The organism is Streptomyces sp. NPDC001617, from assembly GCF_053596855.1.
Window position 1 is genome coordinate 1 of the sequence record NZ_JBSFHA010000013.1, and the last position, 19152, is coordinate 19152.

A 19152-nucleotide genomic window follows, 5' to 3' on the forward strand; every position below is an offset into this window, starting at 1 on the left:
GGTTGACCTGCGTGATCACGCGGTTCACCGCGAGAGCGCACCGGGACGTGGCGCAGCTTGGTAGCGCACTTGACTGGGGGTCAAGGGGTCGCAGGTTCAAATCCTGTCGTCCCGACGGTGCGAAGGGTCTTCGCAGGCGAGAGTCTGCGGAGGCCCTTTTCGTATGGGTGTTCCTGTGGGTGTTCCGGCCGGGTCTGTGGCCGGAAAAAACGCGTGGACCGGGTGGGTGCCGTCGCGGGAGACTCCCTTTTCCTACCCCCGCCGCACGAACCCACAGGATCGGGATGGGACTGCCTGAATCAGGAAAAACTCCGGCGCGCAGGGGCTCGGTGCTCCTCGCGCTTCGTTACTACGGACGGGAGCTGGCCCGGCTCAAGCGGCTGACGGTCCCCGCCATGCTGCTGCCGGCTCTCGGCAACATCGGACTCAACTACATCGCCCCCCTGCTCGTCGCCAAACTCGTCGCCCGCATCGCCGGCGACGACGGCTCCGACCTCCGCTCGACCCTGCCGTACGTCCTCGGTTTCGCCGGCGTCATGCTGGCGGGGGAGGGCGTCTGGCGCATCGGGCTGCACTGCCTCAACCGCCTCGACGCACTCGGCATCGAGCACCTCTACGTCATCGGAATGGACGAACTGTTCGCCAAGGACGCGGCGTTCTTCCACGACAACTTCGCCGGATCGCTGACCAAGCGGGTGCTGAGCTTCGCCTCCCGCTTCGAGGAGTTCATCGACACCCTGACCTTCAACGTCGTCGGCAGCTTCGTGCCACTGCTGTTCGGCTCGGTGGTGCTGTGGCGCTACGAACCGCTGCTCGTCGTGGGCCTGTTGGTGATGATCGCGCTGACGGCGCTGATCGTGGTACCGCTCATCCGCCGCCGTCAGGCACTCGTCGACGAGCGTGAGGAGGCGATCGCCCTGGTGTCGGGCCATGTCGCCGACAGCCTGATGAACATGGACACGGTCCGGGCGTTCGCCGCCGAGGAACGCGAGGCGGCCGAGCACCGGTCCCGCGTCGCGCACTCGCGGCGGCTCACGCTCCGGTCCTGGGACTACGGCAACCTGCGCATCGACACCCTGGTCGCACCGATGTCCGTCCTGACCAACGTGCTGGGCCTGTTGCTCGCGGTCGCGCTCGGCGGCGGTGAGCACGGGGTGGAGGCGGTCGTGGTCGCCTTCACCTACTACACCAACGCCACGAAGATCATGTTCGAGTTCAACCAGATCTACCGGCGTCTGGAGAGTTCGATGACGGAGGCCGCGCAGTTCACCGAGCTGCTGCTGGTTCCGCCGACGGTGCTCGACCCGGCCACGCCGGAGCCGCTCTCGCGCGGCAACGCCGATGTCCGATTCGAGCGGGTGACCTTCGCCCACGGGGGAGGGAAGCCGCTCTTCCAGGGCCTCGACCTGGCCGTGCCCAGCGGGACGAAGATCGGTCTCGTCGGCCGCTCCGGGGGCGGCAAGACCACCCTGACCCGCCTGCTGCTCAGGATGACCGACATCGACGGCGGCCGGATCCTCATCGGCGGCCAGGACATCAGCAGGATGCGCCAGGCCGACCTGCGAGGCCTCATCGCCTACGTCCCCCAGGACCCGGCCATGTTCCACCGCACCCTCCGCGACAACATCGCCTTCGCCCGGCCGGACGCCACCGACGCCGAGATCCGCCGCGCGGCCGAGGCGGCCCACGTCACGGAGTTCGCCGACGCACTGCCGGACGGCTTCGAGACCATGGTCGGCGAGCGCGGCGTCAAACTCTCCGGCGGTCAGCGCCAGCGCGTCGCCCTCTCCCGGGCGATCCTGCGCGACGCGCCGATCCTGCTCCTCGACGAGGCGACCAGCGCCCTGGACTCGGAGAGCGAACTCCTCGTCCAGGAAGCGCTGTGGCGGCTCATGGAGGGCCGGACGGCACTCGTGGTGGCCCACCGGCTGAGCACGGTCGCGGGCATGGACCAGCTCGTGGTCCTCGACCGCGGACGGATCGTCGAGCAGGGCACGCACCAGGAGCTGTTGGCGGTGGAGGGCGCCTACGCGAAGCTCTGGCAGCACCAGTCGGGCGGGTTCCTGGACGACAGCGCGACCGTCTCCGAAAGTCCCGAGGGGGCCGAGATGCACTGAACCCCGGTGCCGGCACCCGCACCTCGCGATGGTGTGCAGGCGTTGGTGGACGGCTTCGCGGCGATCGACCGGACCTGATCCGGCGACCGGTCAGCGCAGGTCATCCGTCAGCGCGGCCAGGTCCTCGTCCGTGAGCAGTCGGCCTTCGTGTGCCATCAACTCCCTTGCCCGAACGAGCACTTCGTTCAGCTGGTCATGGCCGAGCTCGGTGCCGAGTGCCGCCAACTCGTCGGCCAGGGTGTAGGGCCCGCTGTCCGGGCTGAAGGGAACCTCGCGTGTGTTGCCCACCAGTGCGGGCTCCAGGCAGTTGTGGAGGAGCGGATCGATCTCCGTCTCCTGGGTGATGAGGTCCATGCCGCCCCAGCAGAAGGCGTGGGTGCCGGTCACAGGGTGATTCCAGGCCGTGTGATATCCCGTCAACGACGCCGGCCGCTTCATGGTGCTGTGGTACGCGGCCGGGTCGGTCGTCATCGACGGCGGCACCCAAGTCACCACCGGGGAAACCACGTTCATGTGCAAGGCGGTGGCGGGCACCGTCACGGTCGACGGCTCCGAGGGCGCCACGATCACCACCGGCAACGGCGTCCTCTTCCAGCTGATGGACACGGACCGCCCGAGAAGCGTCACGGTGTCGGGCGAGCCATGGTCGTCCGAGACGATCGGCAGGTACACCGAGCCCACGGGCTCCCCGACCAAGTCGGCGAGCCGGGTGACGACTTCGGCCCAGTCCACGGACGCCAGGGGCACCTTCACCGACATCGAACTCACCGGCGACTTCTACAACTCGGTCCGGGGCGGCGGCAACGCGAGCCTCCAGGGCCAGAACCTGGTCCTCACCTTCACGGGCTCCACGGTCGAGGGCGTCATCTCCGCCAGCACCACGAAGCACAACGTCTCGACGATCACGTCCACGGAGTACCGGGAGATCAGCGAGGTCACCAACACGCCGAGCGAGGTGGTCAACAACGGCGTCATCGTGACTCTGGGATCCGGTTCGAACTGGACGGTCACCGGCACGTCCTACCTGAGCGCCCTCACCGTGGCGTCGGACGCGACGGTGACGGCGGCATCGGGCGGGACGGTGACCCTGACGGTCGACGGCACCGCCACGGAGCTCAAGGCGGGCAGCACGTACACGGGAGCGCTCACGCTGACGGTGTCGTGGCAAGGCCATGAACCGACCCCCTGGGATGCGAACCAAGTCCCGGGGGGCCGGAGCTCTTGAGTGCCGGTGGTGCAGCCGACTTTCTCTCGGGGGCGCGGGGAACCGCGTGACAAGCCTCCACGCACCCGCGGACACAATGCGGCCAGGCCGGCGCAGCGCCTACGCGCCGATCATGTTGAAGCCACCGTCGGCATTGAGGTACACCCCGGTCATGTGCGAAGCGTCGTCCGTGGCCAGGAACAACGCCGTCCCCGCCACTTCCGCCGGCCCCGGTATCCGCCCCATCGGCGTCTTGGAGATCATGTCCTCCCGCCGTCCGGACCTCCAGTCCGCCCGATTCATCAGCGTCTCCGTCTCGATGAACCCGGGCGCGAAGGTGTTCACCCGGACGTGAGGCGCGAACGCCTGGGCATAGGACTTGGTGATGCCGAGGATCCCGTACTTCGCGGCAGCGTACTGCGGAGCCCGCGCACTCCCGCGCACGATCACCGTCGACCCGATGTTGACGATGGCGCCGTGCCCCTGCTCCAGCATCCGCGAGCCGAACTCGTGGACACAGAGCATGGTTCCCTTGACGTCCACGGCGAGGACATGGTCGATGGACTCCTCGGTGAGGTCCCGCCAGGACATCTGGTCGCCGGCCACGTCACCGACGTTGTTGACCAGCACGTCGAGTCCGTCGAACCGCTCGAAGACCTCTTCGGCCATGTTGATCACATCGGCGTGGACGGAGATGTCGCCCTGCACGGTGAACGCTTCGCCGCCCACGTCCTTGATGCGCGAGACGGTCCTGTCGGCACCCGCGGCCGAACTCCGGTAGTGCACGGCGACCCGCGCACCCTCCTGCGCGGCCCGCACGGCGATCTCGGCGCCGTATCCGGTACCCGCACCGGTGACGAGAACGGTCCTGCCGATGAAGCGTTGAGGCACGGGGGTGGTCATACGAGCTCCGTTCGTGAAATCACGTGCAGGACAAGGGCGTTCATACGAGGGTGCGCCCGCCGTCGGCGTACAGCACCTGCCCGGTGACGAACCCGGACTCGGCGGAGGCGAGGAACAGCACCGGTCCGATCAGGTCCTCGGGCCGGCCCCGGCGCCCGGCGGGGACAAGACCCTCCTACTCGGGCGGCAACCGGCTGCCTCGCACCGAGATCGCCGTCCGTAAGGCCTTCGCCGAGGGCTGGATGCCCGGACCGCGCCTGAAGGCCGCCTCCTGGGAGGGCAGCGCCGGCATGGTCGAGCCCGGCGTCTACGACTTCCCCGGCATCGACGGCCGAGCCTCCGACCCGGATTCGGTGGCCCGCTTCGTCAGGGGAATGGCCGGCCCGGTCGTCGACGGGCGTGCCCTCACCGAGCCCAGCGACGACGTCTTCGCCACCGGACGCCAGCATCCCGTACCCCTGCTGGTCGGCACCAACACCGACGAGGGCTCCGTGTACGCGACCCTCGACGCCCTGCGCGTGAAGTCGATGCGCAGACACGCCGATGGCCGGCCGGAGATCCGTCGGATCTCCGGCCGGCCATCGCGAGTGTTCCGGGGCTACCGCCGGGACGCCCGCCGACGACGCGCCACTACGACCGCGCCCGCACCGACCGCGACAGCCGCGGCCGCCGCGCCCGCGATCGGCAGGACCGGGCCGGAACCGGTGCTCGCCAGGTCGCCGCCGGAGGTGGAGCCGCCGGAGGTGGAGCCTGTCGACGAGCCGCCCCCGGTGGAGGTGGAGCCGCCGGTCGAACCGCCGGTCGACGAGCCGCCGGAGCCGCCGGACGTCGTGGAGCCGTCGCCGCCGGACGAGCCGGAGCCGCCCGTCGACCCGTCGCCGCCGGCGACGGCGAGCGTGATGTCGGCCGTGTCGTTCGTCTTGTCGTCGTCGAACGGCCGGGGCGCGCCGCCGAGGGAGACCGAGCCCTTGGCGCCCTGTACCGCCTTGTCGATCCTCAGCTTGAAGGTGTACGTCTCCCCGTCGCCCTCGTCCTCCCAGGACTGGCTGGTGCCGCACTCGTAGCTGCCGGTGGCCACCTTGTCGCAGAAGTCATGGGCCTTGGTGACCGTCGTGCCGGCCGGCATCTTGATCTTCACCTTGGTCACCGGGATGTCGCCGTCCCGCAGCACCCAGGCGGGCCCGGCGTTGGTGAACTTCACCGTCAGGTCGACCGTGTCCCCGACCTCGCCCTTGAGGTCCGCGCCCGTGACCTGGAAGTCGGCGGTGTTCTCCGCGGTGACCTTCACATTGGCGTCGTCCCAGCCCGGGTGCGACGAGGTGTTCGCTCCGGTGGGCTTCGTGTCGGGTCGCTCGGCCAACGCGACCGCGGGACCCGTGCCGCGGACGGGAGCGTCGGCACCGTCGGTGGGGGCGGGGTCGTCCGCGGAGACGACCACCCGCAGGCGGTCGTACAGGGCGCGGTCCAGGGCCTTGAGGGTCAGCGGCTTCTCGAGCCCGTAGACGACACCCGGCTTCACCGTCTGGTCGAACTCGCAGACCGCCTCGGACTTGCTCGGCGCCTCGTCGAACGAACCGACCTCGTAGCGAAGGCAGTTGGAGGGCAGCTCGGTGTGGCTCAGGCCGCGGGTGACGGAGTACGACAGGTAGACCTTGTCGAGGGGGGCGTCCCCGGTGTTGGTGAAGGTGGTCGGCACCTGGAAGGTGCTGCCCGGCCGCACTCCGTCGATCGACGTCATGCCGTCGAGGGCGAGTACGGCTCCGGAACCGTCGTCGGCGACGGCCGGCGTCGCGCCCAGTGCGATTAAGGCGACGGCGCCGAGGGTGCCGGCGGCCTGTCGGAGCGGACGGAGGCCGGGAGAGCTCTGGAGCATGGGGGGTCCTCTGGGTGAAGCATCGGCATCGGACGGGCGAACTGCACGCGAACGTGCGTTCCGCAACAACAGACAACGCCCGAAGCCGAATGGTTGCACCGGGGATCCGTGTGACGGCAGTGATCCCAGGGGCCGGTGAAGGGCCGGTGTCCATCGGGCTGTCCGCGATGCGGGACGGCCCTCTTGACGCCGTCCCCACCTCGATCGACACTCCAGTTGGGGAATCCTAGTGAATAGGTAGGGAACGCATGAGGCGCCTTGAACCGGTCACCGTACGAGCGGGCCGTTCGCCTCTCCTTCTCACCTCCCGCCGTCACATCGACCTGCAGCGCGTCTGCAGTGCGATCGGCGCCCAGGGCTGAGCCGCGCCCATCCCGCGCCGACGGCGTCCCCCGTGACGCATGCCCGTCCGGCGCGCACGGGTGAGCCCCGCTCCCTCGCCCGACGTCGCTTCCGCCGCGCGTACGTCCGCGCCCGCTCCCGGGGAGAGTCATGACCGTCACACCGCTGGCCGTCCACCCGTCCGCCCAGCCCGCGCCCGCCTTCCGGGGGCGCATCGGCCGGGACGCGCGCAGTGGCCACTACGCCGTTCCGGGCCGCTACCGGCTCCATCTGTCCACCGCGTGTCCCGACGGTCTGCGCATCGCCGTCGTCCACGGCCTGCTCGGGCTGGACACCGTGTGTCCGGCGACCTTCCTGCCCGCCGTACCCGACTGCCCCGAGGGCGGGCACTCCGCCCTGCGTCCGCTGTACGAGGCGAGCGCGCACCGCTACACCGGTCCGGCCAAGGCGCCGGTGCTCAGCGACGCCTGGTCCGGACGGATCGTCAGCACGCATGCCCCGGACATCATGCGCGACCTCGCCCACCGCTTCGGCGGTGACCGCCTCCCGCTCTACCCGTGCGGCGCGGAGTCGGAGATCGAGGCGGTCGAGCGGATGTGCGCGGAGGGCATCGAGCGGGCGGCGCAGCGGGCCGGATCGGCCGGCGGGGAGCCAGTGGTATGTGACATAGCACTGAACACGCTGCTGGAAACACTCGGCGCCCTCGAACGCTGGCTCGAAGGACGCACGTACATGATCCGCGACGAAGTCACCGCCGCGGACGTCGAGTTGTGGACCGCCCTGGTCCAGCTCGACACCGTGCACCGCAACCACCTGGACGCCTCCGCCGTCCAGCGCATCGCCGACCACCCCACCCTGTGGGCCTACGCCCGCCGCCTGGCCGCCCAACCGGCCTTCGGCGCCCACCTGGACCTCGACGGCATCGCCCGCCGGCACCACGCCCGCTGTCAGGGACTGGAGGCCGCCGGAGCCGCCGTCCAGATCCTGGACTGGGCGGCCCACGCGGCCCGTTAGCCGTTCCACGTGGTGGACCGGCGTTGACATTGCCCCGGTCACTTGTCTTGACTACCCGAAACGCGAGGCCCGCTGGGCCGGAACAGTGACGGTGACGTGATGTACGCAGCTCCCAGGACGGCCCAGCGCCGCGTCCAGAGCTGCGTACTGCCGTACGCCGACCCGCTCGTCGCCGACCGCAGCGTCGACCTTCTCCGCGTGAACAGCGCACTGTGTACCGCACCGGGCCGTGCCCGCTGTCGGGGCTGACACCTCTCCTCAGCCCCCGCACCCCTGACGATCACCGCCCGAGCGGTGATCCGTCGCCCTCCCCGCCCCCGGTGCCCCCGCATTCCCGTGCGCTGAACGAGTCGTAACAGCGCACGGCTGTCGCGGCCATGGGGGGCGTCCGAATCCGCCGGAGCCCACCATGAGTGAACCCCCAGGCACCGCTGTGTCCCTCGCCGGGGCACCGCCTGCCGACGCCCTGTCAAAACCTCTGGCAGCACAGCGAGTTCTGCCGCTGCGCCGTCCCGGACGCTGGATCGCCACCGGCGTCGTACTGGTCCTGGTGGCCCAGTTCGTGCACGGCCTCGCGACCAACCCCTTTTACCAGTGGGACCGCTTCGGGTACTGGTTCCTGCGGCCGACCGTCCTGGACGGCCTGCTCATCACTCTTGAAGTGACCGCGCTCAGTGCGGTGTTGGGCCTGCTCGGCGGTGTCGTCCTCGCGCTGGCCCGGCTCTCGAAGTCGCCCGTGCTGCGCGCCGTCAGCTGGACCTACATCTGGGCTCTGCGCTCCATCCCGCTGATCGTGCTCCTGCTCTTCCTCTACAACTTCAGCGCCCTGTACAAGACGTTGAGCGTCGGTGTCCCCTTCGGACCGGCCTTCTTCTCCTTCGACGAGTCGAAGCTCGCCACCGACATGGTCATCGCCGTCGTCGGCCTCAGCCTCAACGAGGCGGCGTACGCGGCCGAGGTGGTCCGCGGCGGCATCCTCTCCGTCGACCAGGGCCAGCACGAGGCGGCGGCGGCACTCGGTCTGCCGAAGGGGTACCAGTTCGCGAGGATCGTCTTCCCGCAGGCCCTGCGGTCGATCACCCCGAACTACGTCAACCAGCTCATCGGTCTGATCAAGAGCACCTCCCTGGTCTTCTACGTGTCGCTGCTCGACCTGTTCGGCTCGGTGCAGACCATGGGCGCCACCTACCCCGGCGACATCGTGCCGCTGCTGCTGGTCGCCACCGTCTGGTACCTGATCCTGACCAGCGTCGTCTCCATCGTCCAGTTCTACGTCGAGCGGTACTACGCCCGGGGTGCCACGCGCTCCCTGCCGCCGACGCCGTTGCAGAAGCTCCGCACCGGTCTCACCGACCTGCGGGACCGCATCCACGGGGAGGCCGCCGTATGACCACCGAGACCCTCGAACCCCTGGCGGACGTCGAGGCCGCGACCGTCGAGGTGCACGACGTGCACAAGTGGTACGGCACCCACCGGGTGCTCAACGGCATCGACCTGACCGTGCGTCCGGGCGAGGTCACCGTCGTCCTCGGCCCCTCCGGCTCCGGGAAGTCGACCCTGCTGCGGGTCATCAACCACCTGGAGAAGCCCGAGATCGGCCACGTCAGCATCAACGGCGAGCTGATCGGAGTGAAGCGACAAGGGGACCGGCTCAAGGAACTGAGCGAGCGGGCCATCCTCACCCAGCGCGGGCGGATCGGGTTCGTCTTCCAGAACTTCAACCTGTTCCCGCACCTGACCGTCCTGGACAACGTGGCCGCCGCCCCGGTCGCCACCGGCCGGCTCACCAAGCCGGAAGCCCTGGAGCTCGCCCGCGAACTCCTCGGCCGCGTCGGCCTCGCCGACAGGACCGACGCCTACCCGCGCCAGCTCTCCGGCGGCCAGCAGCAGCGCGTGGCGATCGCCCGCGCCCTCGCGCTGCGCCCCGGCGTCATCCTCTTCGACGAGCCCACCTCGGCCCTCGACCCCGAGCTGGTCGGCGAAGTTCTCGCCGTCATCAAGGACTTGGCGTCCACCGGCACCACGCTTGTCATCGTCACCCACGAGATCGGCTTCGCCCGCGAGATCGCCGACCGGATCGTCTTCATCGACGACGGCCGCATCGTCGAGCAGGGCCCGCCCGCCGAGGTTCTCGACAAGCCGCGGCACGAGCGCACCAGGGACTTCCTCAGCAAGGTCCTCTGACCCCGCCCGGCACCGCGACTTCCCCCCACGCCCACCCTCCTCACCTCTGAGCGACAAGGAATGGCCATGTCCATCCACTTCACCCGACGCAGCCTGATACGCGGCATCACCGCGGCGACCGCCGTCGCCACCCTCGCCACCGGGCTCGCCGCCTGCGGTGGGGACAGCGACGCCGTCACCGAGACATCCGACGCCGCCGGCGGCGTGACCATCGGCCGGGTCTCCAACGGCGCCGCCAAGGAGACCACCCTCAAGGTGTCCGAGGTGAAGTCGATCAGCGCCGAACTGCCCGCGGCCATCAGGAAGAGCGGCACGCTGGAGATCGGCAGCGGCAGCCTGCCCGCCGGCTTCGCCCCGTTGGACTACGTGGGCAGCGACCAGAAGACCCAGACCGGCTCGGAGCCCGACTTCGCCCGTCTGGTCGCCGCGGTGCTCGGCCTGAAGCCGGAGATCAAGCGGTTCACCTGGGAGAACCTCTTCGTCGGCATCGACAGCGGCAAAGTGGACGTGGCCTTCTCGAACGTCACCGACACCGAGGAGCGCAAGAAGAAGTACGAGTTCGCCTCCTACCGGCAGGACAACCTCGCCTTCGAGGTGCTCAAGTCGAGCAGGCTGAACTTCGACGGCGACTACGAGAACCTCGCCGGCAAGACCATCGAGGTCGGCTCGGGCACCAACCAGGAGCGCATCCTCCTGGAGTGGCAGAAGAAGCTGCACAGCGAGGGCAAGAAGCTCACCATCAAGCACTACCCGGACGCCAACGGCGTCTATCTGGCGCTCAACAGCGGCAAGATCGACGCCCACTTCGGCCCCAACCCGAGCATCGCCTACCACATCAGGCAGACGGCGAACACGCCCAGCCCGACGCGGAACGCGGGCACGTACTCCGGCGCGGGCGCCTCTCTCCAGGGTCTGATCGCCGCCACCGCCAAGAAGGACAGCGGTCTCGCCAAGCCCCTCGCCGACGCCATCAACTACCTGATCAAGAACGGTCAGTACGCCGCCTGGCTCAAGGCCTGGAACCTCTCCAACGAGGCCGTCGCCACGTCCGAGGTCAACCCGCCCGGCCTGCCGCTCACCAACTCCTGACCCCCTCCACCGGGGACCCCGCCGTCACCTCACGGTGGGGTCCCCCTCGCGTCACCAGCACCGGAGCCGCCTCCCGATGTCCACTGTCAGCATCGAAGCCACCTCCTCCCACATCCTGGACAACCCCGCCTGGGCCGCCCTCAACGGCCCGCACGCCCACTTCGCCGAGCGCGTCGGCCGGGCCGCCCGGTACCCGCAGGACGTCGCCCCCTTCCACGCGCTCTCCGACACCGAGGACCCCCACGCCTGGGCCGACCTGGCCACCCTCGTCGGCCCCGGCGGCACCGCGTCCGTGCGTGGCGTCACCGAGGCACCTCCCGGCTGGGAACTCGTCCGCACCGGCCACGGCGTCCAACTCGTCGACACCGGCCTGCGCGCCGAGCCCGACCCCGAGGCCGTACGGCTCGGCCCCGCGCACGTCCCCGAGATCCTCGACCTGGTCGCCCGCACCGAGCCCGGCCCCTACCTGCCCCGCACCGTCGAGATGGGCACCTACCTCGGCATCCGTCAGCGGGGCCGACTGATCGCCCTGGCCGGTGAACGTCTCCACCCGCCCGGCTGGACCGAGATCAGCGCGGTCTGCACCGATCCCGACCATCGGGGAAAGGGCCTGGCCACACGGCTCGTCCGGGCGGTCGCCGCCGGCATCCAGGAGCGCGGCGAACAGCCCTTCCTGCACGCCAGGGCCGACAACGCGGGCGCGATCCGGCTGTACGAGGCGATCGGCTTCACCCTGCGCCGCCATACGGTCTTCTCGCTCGTACGAGCCACCGAGGCCGCCGTCCTGGAAGAAACGGCATAGCCGTGCCGTTGTCCTTGTCGAAGGCGATGTACCGAGCGGAGGTGGGCCGGATGACACGGGTACTGCGTGCCGTCCGCCTCCACACCCGGCCCCACATCGACCTGCAGCGCGTGGCCGGCGCCCTCTGTCGCTCCTGACCCTCCCCCAGCCTTCGGCCGGGGACCCCCATCTCCCTTCGGTCGCCCAGCCGCCGTGCGCCCGACTCCCGCGGCCCGGCCATCTCGTACGGACCTCCAGGAAGGCACCCTCGTGTCCTCAACCCCCGCTTCCCCTCTGCATCTCGCCGTGGCCCTCGACGGCACCGGCTGGCATCCCGCCTCCTGGCGCGAGCAAGTCGCCCGCCCCCGGGACCTGTTCACCGCCGGATACTGGGCCGACCAGGTCGCCGAGGCCGAGCGCGGTCTGCTCGACTTCGTCACCCTGGAGGACGGACTCGGCCTCCAGTCCTCGCACTACGGCGAGTTGGACGGCCGTACCGACCAGGTGCGCGGCCGCCTGGACGCCGTACTGATCGCGTCCCGTATCGCGCCTCTCACCCGGCACATAGGCTTGGTGCCGACGGCGATCGTCACCCACACGGAGCCGTTCCACCTCTCCAAGGCGATCGCCACCCTCGACTACGTGAGCACCGGCCGGGCCGGTCTGCGCGTCCAGATCTCCGCCCGCCCGCACGAGGCCGACCACTTCGGCCGCCGCACCCTCCCGCCGATCAGCCTGGAGGAACTCCGGAGCCCGGCCGGACAGGAACGGCTCACCGACCTCTTCGACGAGGCCGCCGACTACATCGAGGCGGTCCGCCGCCTCTGGGACAGCTGGGAGGACGACGCCGAGATCCGGGACGTCGCCACCGGCCGCTTCGTCGACCGCGACAAGCTGCACTACATCGACTTCGAGGGCAAGCACTTCAGCGTGAAGGGCCCCTCCATCACCCCGCGTCCGCCCCAGGGGCAGCCCCTCGTCACCTCCCTCGCCCACCAGACCGTCCCCTACCGCCTGGTGGCCCGCCAGGCCGACGTCGGTTATGTCACCCCGCACGACTCCGACCAGGCCCGTGCGATCGTCGCCGAGATCCGGTCCGAGCAGGAGGCGGCCGGACGCTCCGACGAACTCCTGCATGTCTTCGGCGACTTGGTGGTCTTCCTGGACGACAACCAGGCGGCGGCGGAGGACCGACGGGCGCGGCTCGACGCCCTCGCGGGAGAGCCGTACACCAGCGACGCCCGTATCTTCGCCGGTACGTCCGCCCAACTCGCGGACCTGCTCCAGGAGTTCGGGGAGACAGGTCTGAGCGGCTTCCGGCTGCGGCCCGCCGTCGCCGGACACGACCTGCCGGCCATCACCCGTGACCTGGTCCCCGAACTCCAGCGCCGGGGCGCCTTCCGCACCGCCTACGAGGCCGACACCCTCCGTGGACTGCTCGGCCTGACCCGCCCCGCCAACCGCTACGCCGCCACCGCCTGAGCCGGAAGGACCGCACCGACATGAGCAAGCCGCAGAAGCAGATCCATCTGGCCGCGCACTTCCCGGGCGTCAACAACACCACCGTGTGGAGCGACCCGAAGGCCGGGAGCCACATCGAGTTCAGTTCCTTCGTGCACTTCGCGCAGACCGCCGAACGCGCCAAGTTCGACTTCCTGTTCCTCGCCGAGGGGCTCCGGCTGCGCGAACAGGGCGGGAAGATATACGACTTGGACGTCGTCGGCCGCCCCGACACCTTCACGATCCTCGCCGCGCTCGCCGCCGTCACCGAGCACCTGGGCCTGACCGGCACCATCAACTCCACCTTCAACGAGCCCTACGAGGTGGCCCGCCAGTTCGCCAGCCTCGACCACCTCTCCGGCGGCCGCTCCGCCTGGAACGTCGTCACCTCCTGGGACGCCTTCACCGGCGAGAACTTCCGCCGCGGCGGTTTCCTCCCGCAGGAGCACCGCTACTCCCGCGCCAAGGAGTTCCTGACCACCACGAACGAGCTCTTCGACTCCTGGCACGGCGACGAGATCGTGGCCGACCAGGCGACCGGCGTCTTCCTGCGGGACGCCAAGGCCGGTTCCTTCGTCCACACCGGCCAACACTTCGACATCCACGGCCAGTTCAACGTCCCGCGCTCCCCGCAGGGCCGCCCCGTCATCTTCCAGGCCGGGGACTCCGAGGAGGGCCGCGAGTTCGCCGCCTCGTCCGCCGACGCCATCTTCAGCCGGTACGCCACCCTGGACGGCGGCCGGGCCTTCTACACGGACGTCAAGAACCGCCTCGCCAAGTACGGCCGCCGCCACGACGAGCTGCTGATCCTGCCCGCCGCCAGCTTCGTCCTCGCCGACACCGACGCCGAGGCGGAGGAGCTGGGCAAGAAGGTGCGCCGCCAACAGGTCAGCGGCGCCACCGCCATCAAGCACCTGGAGTTCGTCTGGAACCGGGACCTGTCCTCGTACGACCCGGAGGGCCCGCTGCCCGACGTCGATCCGGACGTCAGCGACAACCACATCGCCAAGGGCCGCGCCCAAGTCCGCATGTACCGCGACCCGTTGGCCACCGCCCGCGAGTGGCGCGAGCTGGCCGCGGCCAACAACTGGTCCATCCGCGACCTCGTGATCGAGACCGGCAACCGCCAGAACTTCATCGGCTCCCCGGCCACCGTCGCCAAGACCATCAACGAGTACGTCCAGGCCGACGCCGCCGACGGCTTCATCCTTGTCCCGCACATCACGCCCAGCGGCCTCGACGTCTTCGCCGACAAGGTCGTCCCGCTCCTCCAGGAGCAGGGCGTCTTCCGTACGGAGTACGAGGGCCCGACCCTCCGCCACCAGCTCGGCCTCGCCCACCCCGACGAGGTCGCCGACCAGCGGGCGGCGTCGTGAAGTTCCTCGCTTCAGCCTGATCGTGTCCTCGCCGCCGGTGGTGCTGGGCCGTGTCGCCGCGATCACCCGGTGGATCCGGCTCTTCACGGCCGTGACAACGACCGGTGCGCTCGTACGAACTCCTGGCCGAGGAGTGGCGGCGACGGTGACGCTCAGCAGCCGGAGGCGGTCGGGGTGAACTCGATACGGGTGTGCTGGTCCGCCGCCTGTGCCTGGTCGTAGGTCGCTCGGGAGACCTGGTACCAGACGTCGTCCTGGGCCTTGACGCCGTTCACGTCGTCGAGGCTCACGCACCAGCGCTCGGGACGGACGACCCGCCGGTACCTCTCCGTGCCCTGCTGGACCTTCCTGCAGCTCTGGTAGTGCTCGGTGGTGTACCAGACGCGGGTCGTCCTGTGGGTGCCGGAGCCCGAACGCGAGGTGTGCCGGACCCGCTTGGTGGCGGCCGTGCACTTCCTGACCAGGTGCGCCCGCGTGTCCGCGACCGTCTTCCGGTTGAGGTGCCGGACGGTGTCCCGGAACCCGGAGACGGTTTCCGGGCTCGGCTGGGCCTGCCCGGTGACACCGCGGTGCGTGTCGGCAGCGGTCGCGGCGGTGCCGTCACCTCCACCGCATGCGCCGAGCCCGGCCATGAGGACCGCCGTCACCCCGGCCACCAGCAGCCGCTTTGTCCTGAACATGTCTCCCCCTGAGGTCGGCGGTCAGCGTAGCCGATCAGTGCCGAAGGAAGATCGTCCCGTCGGTCTCGGTAAGGGTTCGTCATGAGATCGGTATGACGGCCGGCGCTGACCCGGCCCGGCGCGAGGGGGCCGGTCAGGAGCGGCGTAAAGTGCCACGGCGAGTCCGGTCGGGAGGCCGGGGTGCCGTGGAGAGAGGTCGCTATGGGGAGTCTGCCGGAGCTCACACCGGGTCGCCTGCTCTCCTCCTGGCAACCGGACGTGCCCGCGCTGCTGCTCGTGGCCCTGCTCGGCGTTCTGTACGGCTGGGGCGTCCTGCGGCTCAGGCGCCGGGGCGAGCCCTGGCCCGTGGCCCGTGTCGTCGCCTTCGCGGTACTCGGCCTCGGCGCGCTCGTCGTGGCCACCATGTCCGCCCTCGCCGTCTACGACCGCGAGCTGTTCTGGCCGGCCGCGGTGCAGAACATCCTCCTCGACCTGGTCGCCCCGCTCGGCCTGGCACTCGGCGACCCGCTGCGACTGGCCCTGCACGCCCTGCCCGAGCCCGCCGCGGGGCGCGTGCGGCGGGCGATGACCGGGCGGCTGGTACGGCTGCTCACGTTCCCGCTGGTCAGCACGGTCCTGGTGCTCGCCACCGAACTGACGATCTACTTCACGCCGTACTTCGAGACCGCCCTGCGCGATGGCTGGCTGCACCAGCTGATGTATCTGCATCTGCTGCTCGCCGGATGCCTGTTCGTGGTGCCGGTGCTCACCCGCGAGGAGGCGCTGCCGCAGTGGTGCACGCATCCGGTGCGGGCGGCGCTGGTCTTCCTCGACGGGATCGTCGACGCCGTACCGGGCATCGTGGTCATGACCCACGGCACCCTGATCGCCGGCGCCTGGTACCTCCACCACGCCCCGTCCTGGTCGCCGGACGTCCAGCACGACCAGCAGGTCGGCGGCGGCGCGATGATCGGCATCGCCGAACTGGTGGCCCTGCCCTTCCTGCTGGCGATCCTGGTCCAGTGGGCCCGCACGGAACGCGCGGAGACGGTCGCTCTGGACCGCCGCCTGGACAGGGAGCTGGTCCCGGCGGCGCCCACGGAGGGCCCGCAGCAGGGGGCCGATCTCGTACGGCCCTGGTGGGAGACCGAGAACAGCGCGGTCGCCCAGCGCATCCGGCAGCAGGGACCGGGGGCGTAACGGGCCCTAACGCGGCTCTCCGCGATACGTGCCGAAGTACCACCGGTTGCCCTCCGGGTCGCGGGCGGCGAAGTCCCGGGAGCCGTAGTCGGTGACGTGCAGGTCGGTCGTGATCTCCGCGCCGGCGGCCTTGGCACGGGCATGTACGGCGTCCGGGTCGGCGGTGACGACGTAGGCACTGAAGTGGCCGGGCGGTGTCGGGCCGCTGTCGCTGTCCTGGTCCTCGCGGACGGAGCCCAGCATCACGCCCCCGCCCTCGGGCCAGCTGAGCTGGGCGTGCTCGACCCGGTCGCCGTCGCCGTAGACCACCGTCTCCTCGAAGCCGAAGGCGTCGACGAGGAAACGGATCAGGCCACGGGCGTCATGGGCGCGCAGGGTGGGCCAGACCTGTGGCGCGGGCGGCTGCTCGGTGGTCTCTTCGGTGGTCTCTGGCGTACTGGCCATGGGGATGCGCCTCCGTCACGGAACCGGTCGGTTGACCCCACCAGCGTCAGGCCGGTGGATGGTGGCCGGATTGGATGTTTCGGAACTCCTGCGCCAGCCAGGCGCTGGGCGTGCAGGAGGCCAGCGCGGCGAAATCGCGGTCGAGGTGGGACTGGTCCGCGTACCCGCAGTCGGCGGCGAGACCGGCGAGGTCGGGCGTACGGACCCGGTCGGCCAGCCGGCGCCGGGCCAGGTCGAAGCGGATGACCCGGGCGGCCGCCTTGGGCGTGAGGCCGATCTCCGCGCGGAACAGATTGCGCAGATGCCGCTCACTGAAGCCGACGTCGGCCGCGAGCTTGTCGACCCGCAGCCGTCCGCCGGCGCGGAGCAGCCGCTGCCAGGCCTCCGCGACCGGCACCGTCGTGAGGTCCCGACCGCGGGACAGCCGCCCGAGCAGCCAGCCGTCGACGACACGGAAACGACCGCCCCAGTCGGGGGCCTCCCGCAGCCGGTCATGGACCTCACGTACGCCTGCTCCCAGTACGTCGTCGGCGTGGACGTCGATCCCGGCCAGCTCCCCGGCGGGCAGCCCCAGCAGGACGCGGGCCCCCAGCGGACTGAGCGCGACCTGGATGCCGGACTGGCGTCCCGGGACGTCGATGAACGCGGGGGTGGTGTGCAGGCCTCCCAGCAGAGTGGGGTAGTCGCCGGGGGTGGCGGCCGGGTCGGGATGGGAGGCGATGCTGAGAGGTTCGTCGAGCGTGAGGATCAGCGTCAGCCAGGGCGACGGCAGCCCGCGGTGCCGGGTGGCCGGAACCCCGCGCTGCCGATACCCGGAGTACCAGCCGACCAGCCCCCGCAACGGCGCCGCGGGAGCCACCCGCACCGCCTCGTCCACGATCTCGGCGCCCATACGGCCATTGTCCTGCGCGAGCCCCTTCGCCGCTCACTCCTTCCAGTCGAGCTGATGCTCGGGCGTGCCCACGGACCGGCCATGGGCGACCGCCTCGGCCCGCCCGGCTTCGTCCCCGCGCCGATACCGGAACACCTTCCCGGCGAAGACGACCACCCGTTCCTCCCCGACCACGAAGTCGGCATACCACCCGTTGGCCGGCTCCAGCGCGTCGGCGAGGGCCCGGGCCAGACCGTCGGCGTCGTCCCCCTCGCTCTCCCACTCGACGAGCGTCCACACCCGCGGCTGGTCCTCGCTCGCACTTCCGGCCAGGTCGAGCCGGGCGACTCTGCGCAGCCGCAGCCCGGGCGACAGGAACTCGGCGCCGGGGCGCAGGCTTTCACCGATGACGTATCCACTGATCATGCACTGACACTAGGGACCCATGGCTGACATCCTGTGTCAGTCATACGGTGAGGAAGTGATCGCGAGATGAGAGCAGACCGCCTGCTGTCGCTGCTCCTCCACCTCCAGTCCCGTGGGCAGATGACGGCACGTCAACTGGCGGACGAGCTCGAGGTGTCGGTCCGCACCGTCTACCGGGACCTGGAGGCGCTCGGTGCGGCCGGGGTGCCGGTCGTGGCGAGCGGGGGACCGGGTGGCGGCTGCCGGTTGCTGGAGGGCTGGCGCAGCCCGCTCCTCGGCATCAGCGCGGAGGAGGCGACGGCGCTGCTGGCGGTGTCGGCCGGCGGCCCGTTGGAGCGGATCGCCCTCGGCGACGCCCTCGCCCAGGCCCGTCTGAAACTCCTCGCCTCGCTCCCGCCGTCCAGCCGCGATCGCACGCACTCCGCGGCGACCCGCTTCCACCTCGACACACAGGCCTGGTTCAAGGAGCCCGAACCAGTGCCGTGTCTCGCCGAGTTGGTCGACGCCGTACGAAAGGACGGCCACCTGCGCGTGACACACCGCCGCCGGGACGGCCGTACCGTCACCAAGGCCGTGGACCCACTGGGCCTCGTGGCGAAGGCCGGTGTCTGGTATCTGGTCGCACGGTCGGACGACGAGATCCGCGCCCACCGGGCATCCCGCATCACGGCGGCGGAGCGCCTCCCCGCCACCTTCACCCGCCCCGCCGACTTCGACCTGGCAGCGTTCTGGGCCGACTGGACGGCGGAGTTCGAGTCGAGCCTCGACCAACTCCCCGTCACCGTACGCCTCACGACAGCCGGCCTCGCCGCTCTCCCCGAGGTTCTCGGCGACGCGACCGCGGCCACCCGCGCGCACCCGGACCCGGAGGACGGCTGGCACCGCCTCACCCTCCACTTCGACTCCTCGCGGGCCGCCTGCCGCCGCCTGCTGGGCTTCGGCCCGGACGCCGAGGTACTCGAACCGGCCGACGTCCGGCGTGAGTTGGCGAAGTGGGCGCGCCGAACGGCGGCTCGCTACGGATGACGAGTGGGGTTCCCACGGCTCGTACTCCCGGGCGACGATCTCCTCCCAGCCGGGCAACGGCAGCCCCGGGATGTCCACCGACCGTGAGACCGCCCGCTGCCGGTACTCCTCGGGATCCGAACAGATCACCTCCACCTCGGCCC

General features: G+C 70.4%; 21 protein-coding genes, 1 tRNA gene and 1 pseudogene. 15 read left to right on the forward strand and 8 right to left on the reverse strand.

The features are described from left to right. Positions 1 to 41: 41 nt before the first annotated feature. Together ACWC09_RS12570 and ACWC09_RS12575 are read left to right on the forward strand one after the other, a co-directional pair. A tRNA-Pro gene (locus ACWC09_RS12570) sits at positions 42 to 115 on the forward strand. A gap of 214 nt (positions 116 to 329) precedes the next feature. After that, positions 330 to 2117: an ABC transporter ATP-binding protein gene (locus tag ACWC09_RS12575; protein WP_450850502.1), complete on the forward strand. Its 1788-nt coding sequence runs from the start codon at positions 330 to 332 to the stop codon at positions 2115 to 2117. Between the two features lie 90 nt (positions 2118 to 2207). Here the strand turns inward: ACWC09_RS12575 and ACWC09_RS12580 are convergent, their stop codons facing one another. Then, a complete protein-coding gene (locus ACWC09_RS12580; protein ID WP_450850503.1) occupies positions 2208 to 2504 on the reverse strand; it encodes a hypothetical protein in 297 nt (98 codons plus the stop codon). A gap of 49 nt (positions 2505 to 2553) precedes the next feature. Between ACWC09_RS12580 and ACWC09_RS12585 the strand changes: the two genes are divergently transcribed. Then, entirely contained in the window at positions 2554 to 3342 is a 789-nt protein-coding gene (locus tag ACWC09_RS12585; RefSeq protein ID WP_450850504.1) for a hypothetical protein, read from the forward strand. Positions 3343 to 3441: 99 nt separating this feature from the next. On the opposite strand, the gene ACWC09_RS12590 is transcribed toward ACWC09_RS12585, so the two are convergent. The 3 genes and pseudogenes from ACWC09_RS12590 to ACWC09_RS12600 form a co-directional block, all read right to left on the reverse strand. Further along, positions 3442 to 4224 (reverse strand): SDR family NAD(P)-dependent oxidoreductase, encoded by a 783-nt coding sequence (locus ACWC09_RS12590; RefSeq protein ID WP_450850505.1) that lies wholly within the window; start codon positions 4222 to 4224, stop codon positions 3442 to 3444. A gap of 40 nt (positions 4225 to 4264) precedes the next feature. Next, a pseudogene (locus tag ACWC09_RS12595) lies at positions 4265 to 4387 on the reverse strand (SDR family oxidoreductase); the annotation flags it as partial. 435 nt (positions 4388 to 4822) lie between these two features. Further along, entirely contained in the window at positions 4823 to 6097 is a 1275-nt protein-coding gene (locus tag ACWC09_RS12600) for a hypothetical protein (protein WP_450850506.1), read from the reverse strand. A gap of 248 nt (positions 6098 to 6345) precedes the next feature. On the opposite strand from ACWC09_RS12600, the gene ACWC09_RS12605 reads away from it, so the two are divergent. The 10 genes from ACWC09_RS12605 (at position 6346) to ACWC09_RS12650 (ending at position 14383) form a co-directional block, all read left to right on the forward strand. After that, complete coding sequence (locus ACWC09_RS12605; protein ID WP_450850507.1) at positions 6346 to 6459, forward strand: putative leader peptide; 114 nt, start codon at positions 6346 to 6348, stop codon at positions 6457 to 6459. Between the two features lie 130 nt (positions 6460 to 6589). Beyond that, the gene (locus tag ACWC09_RS12610) at positions 6590 to 7453 is read left to right on the forward strand and encodes a glutathione S-transferase C-terminal domain-containing protein (RefSeq protein ID WP_450850508.1); all 864 of its coding nucleotides are present in this window, start codon (positions 6590 to 6592) and stop codon (positions 7451 to 7453) included. Between the two features lie 99 nt (positions 7454 to 7552). Further along, positions 7553 to 7702 carry a hypothetical protein gene (locus ACWC09_RS12615; protein WP_450850509.1) on the forward strand — a complete coding sequence of 50 codons (150 nt, stop codon included), beginning with the start codon at positions 7553 to 7555 and terminating at the stop codon, positions 7700 to 7702. Positions 7703 to 7862: 160 nt separating this feature from the next. Next, the gene (locus tag ACWC09_RS12620) at positions 7863 to 8843 is read left to right on the forward strand and encodes an amino acid ABC transporter permease (RefSeq protein WP_450850510.1); all 981 of its coding nucleotides are present in this window, start codon (positions 7863 to 7865) and stop codon (positions 8841 to 8843) included. Then, entirely contained in the window at positions 8840 to 9637 is a 798-nt protein-coding gene (locus tag ACWC09_RS12625; protein WP_450850511.1) for an amino acid ABC transporter ATP-binding protein, read from the forward strand. Before ACWC09_RS12620 ends, ACWC09_RS12625 begins: the two co-directional genes overlap by 4 nt. Positions 9638 to 9703: 66 nt before the next feature. Next, complete coding sequence (locus ACWC09_RS12630) at positions 9704 to 10726, forward strand: ABC transporter substrate-binding protein (RefSeq protein WP_450850512.1); 1023 nt, start codon at positions 9704 to 9706, stop codon at positions 10724 to 10726. 76 nt (positions 10727 to 10802) lie between these two features. Next, on the forward strand, positions 10803 to 11528 hold the full coding sequence (locus ACWC09_RS12635) for a GNAT family N-acetyltransferase (protein ID WP_450850513.1): 726 nt from the start codon (positions 10803 to 10805) through the stop codon (positions 11526 to 11528). A 50-nt stretch (positions 11529 to 11578) separates the two neighbouring features. Beyond that, positions 11579 to 11665, forward strand: a complete 87-nt coding sequence (locus ACWC09_RS12640; protein ID WP_450850641.1) for a putative leader peptide — start codon at positions 11579 to 11581, stop codon at positions 11663 to 11665. A 112-nt stretch (positions 11666 to 11777) separates the two neighbouring features. Continuing rightward, the gene (locus ACWC09_RS12645) at positions 11778 to 12989 is read left to right on the forward strand and encodes an LLM class flavin-dependent oxidoreductase (protein ID WP_450850514.1); all 1212 of its coding nucleotides are present in this window, start codon (positions 11778 to 11780) and stop codon (positions 12987 to 12989) included. Between the two features lie 20 nt (positions 12990 to 13009). Then, on the forward strand, positions 13010 to 14383 hold the full coding sequence (locus tag ACWC09_RS12650; RefSeq protein WP_450850515.1) for an NtaA/DmoA family FMN-dependent monooxygenase: 1374 nt from the start codon (positions 13010 to 13012) through the stop codon (positions 14381 to 14383). A 152-nt stretch (positions 14384 to 14535) separates the two neighbouring features. Here ACWC09_RS12650 and ACWC09_RS12655 read toward each other — a convergent pair whose 3' ends face one another. Next, positions 14536 to 15063: a hypothetical protein gene (locus tag ACWC09_RS12655; RefSeq protein WP_450850516.1), complete on the reverse strand. Its 528-nt coding sequence runs from the start codon at positions 15061 to 15063 to the stop codon at positions 14536 to 14538. A 201-nt stretch (positions 15064 to 15264) separates the two neighbouring features. Here ACWC09_RS12655 and ACWC09_RS12660 point away from each other — a divergent pair, with 201 nt between their 5' ends. Beyond that, the gene (locus ACWC09_RS12660) at positions 15265 to 16242 is read left to right on the forward strand and encodes a cytochrome c oxidase assembly protein (RefSeq protein WP_450850517.1); all 978 of its coding nucleotides are present in this window, start codon (positions 15265 to 15267) and stop codon (positions 16240 to 16242) included. A 6-nt stretch (positions 16243 to 16248) separates the two neighbouring features. Here ACWC09_RS12660 and ACWC09_RS12665 read toward each other — a convergent pair whose 3' ends face one another. From ACWC09_RS12665 to ACWC09_RS12675, 3 genes are read right to left on the reverse strand one after another with little or no spacing between them, the layout of a single operon-like run. Further along, positions 16249 to 16686, reverse strand: coding sequence for a VOC family protein (locus ACWC09_RS12665; RefSeq protein WP_450850518.1), 438 nt, complete (start codon positions 16684 to 16686; stop codon positions 16249 to 16251). 46 nt (positions 16687 to 16732) lie between these two features. Further along, positions 16733 to 17578, reverse strand: coding sequence for a helix-turn-helix domain-containing protein (locus tag ACWC09_RS12670; RefSeq protein ID WP_450850519.1), 846 nt, complete (start codon positions 17576 to 17578; stop codon positions 16733 to 16735). A 33-nt stretch (positions 17579 to 17611) separates the two neighbouring features. Continuing rightward, the gene (locus ACWC09_RS12675; RefSeq protein WP_450850520.1) at positions 17612 to 17983 is read right to left on the reverse strand and encodes a hypothetical protein; all 372 of its coding nucleotides are present in this window, start codon (positions 17981 to 17983) and stop codon (positions 17612 to 17614) included. A gap of 66 nt (positions 17984 to 18049) precedes the next feature. Between ACWC09_RS12675 and ACWC09_RS12680 the strand changes: the two genes are divergently transcribed. Further along, positions 18050 to 19009 (forward strand): helix-turn-helix transcriptional regulator, encoded by a 960-nt coding sequence (locus ACWC09_RS12680; RefSeq protein WP_450850521.1) that lies wholly within the window; start codon positions 18050 to 18052, stop codon positions 19007 to 19009. Positions 19010 to 19152 lie beyond the last annotated feature (143 nt).

Coding starts and splice junctions, on each gene's coding strand:
- ACWC09_RS12625 (WP_450850511.1), top strand. CDS start 8,840: ATGACCACCGAGACCCTCGAACCCCTGGCGGACGTCGAGGCCGCGACC.
- ACWC09_RS12620 (WP_450850510.1), top strand. CDS start 7,863: ATGAGTGAACCCCCAGGCACCGCTGTGTCCCTCGCCGGGGCACCGCCT.
- ACWC09_RS12640 (WP_450850641.1), top strand. CDS start 11,579: ATGACACGGGTACTGCGTGCCGTCCGCCTCCACACCCGGCCCCACATC.
- ACWC09_RS12675 (WP_450850520.1), bottom strand. CDS start 17,983: ATGATCAGTGGATACGTCATCGGTGAAAGCCTGCGCCCCGGCGCCGAG.
- ACWC09_RS12635 (WP_450850513.1), top strand. CDS start 10,803: ATGTCCACTGTCAGCATCGAAGCCACCTCCTCCCACATCCTGGACAAC.
- ACWC09_RS12615 (WP_450850509.1), top strand. CDS start 7,553: ATGTACGCAGCTCCCAGGACGGCCCAGCGCCGCGTCCAGAGCTGCGTA.
- ACWC09_RS12665 (WP_450850518.1), bottom strand. CDS start 16,686: ATGGCCAGTACGCCAGAGACCACCGAAGAGACCACCGAGCAGCCGCCC.
- ACWC09_RS12600 (WP_450850506.1), bottom strand. CDS start 6,097: ATGCTCCAGAGCTCTCCCGGCCTCCGTCCGCTCCGACAGGCCGCCGGC.
- ACWC09_RS12655 (WP_450850516.1), bottom strand. CDS start 15,063: ATGTTCAGGACAAAGCGGCTGCTGGTGGCCGGGGTGACGGCGGTCCTC.
- ACWC09_RS12650 (WP_450850515.1), top strand. CDS start 13,010: ATGAGCAAGCCGCAGAAGCAGATCCATCTGGCCGCGCACTTCCCGGGC.
- ACWC09_RS12610 (WP_450850508.1), top strand. CDS start 6,590: ATGACCGTCACACCGCTGGCCGTCCACCCGTCCGCCCAGCCCGCGCCC.
- ACWC09_RS12605 (WP_450850507.1), top strand. CDS start 6,346: ATGAGGCGCCTTGAACCGGTCACCGTACGAGCGGGCCGTTCGCCTCTC.
- ACWC09_RS12670 (WP_450850519.1), bottom strand. CDS start 17,578: ATGGGCGCCGAGATCGTGGACGAGGCGGTGCGGGTGGCTCCCGCGGCG.
- ACWC09_RS12680 (WP_450850521.1), top strand. CDS start 18,050: ATGAGAGCAGACCGCCTGCTGTCGCTGCTCCTCCACCTCCAGTCCCGT.
- ACWC09_RS12590 (WP_450850505.1), bottom strand. CDS start 4,224: ATGACCACCCCCGTGCCTCAACGCTTCATCGGCAGGACCGTTCTCGTC.
- ACWC09_RS12585 (WP_450850504.1), top strand. CDS start 2,554: ATGGTGCTGTGGTACGCGGCCGGGTCGGTCGTCATCGACGGCGGCACC.
- ACWC09_RS12660 (WP_450850517.1), top strand. CDS start 15,265: ATGGGGAGTCTGCCGGAGCTCACACCGGGTCGCCTGCTCTCCTCCTGG.
- ACWC09_RS12630 (WP_450850512.1), top strand. CDS start 9,704: ATGTCCATCCACTTCACCCGACGCAGCCTGATACGCGGCATCACCGCG.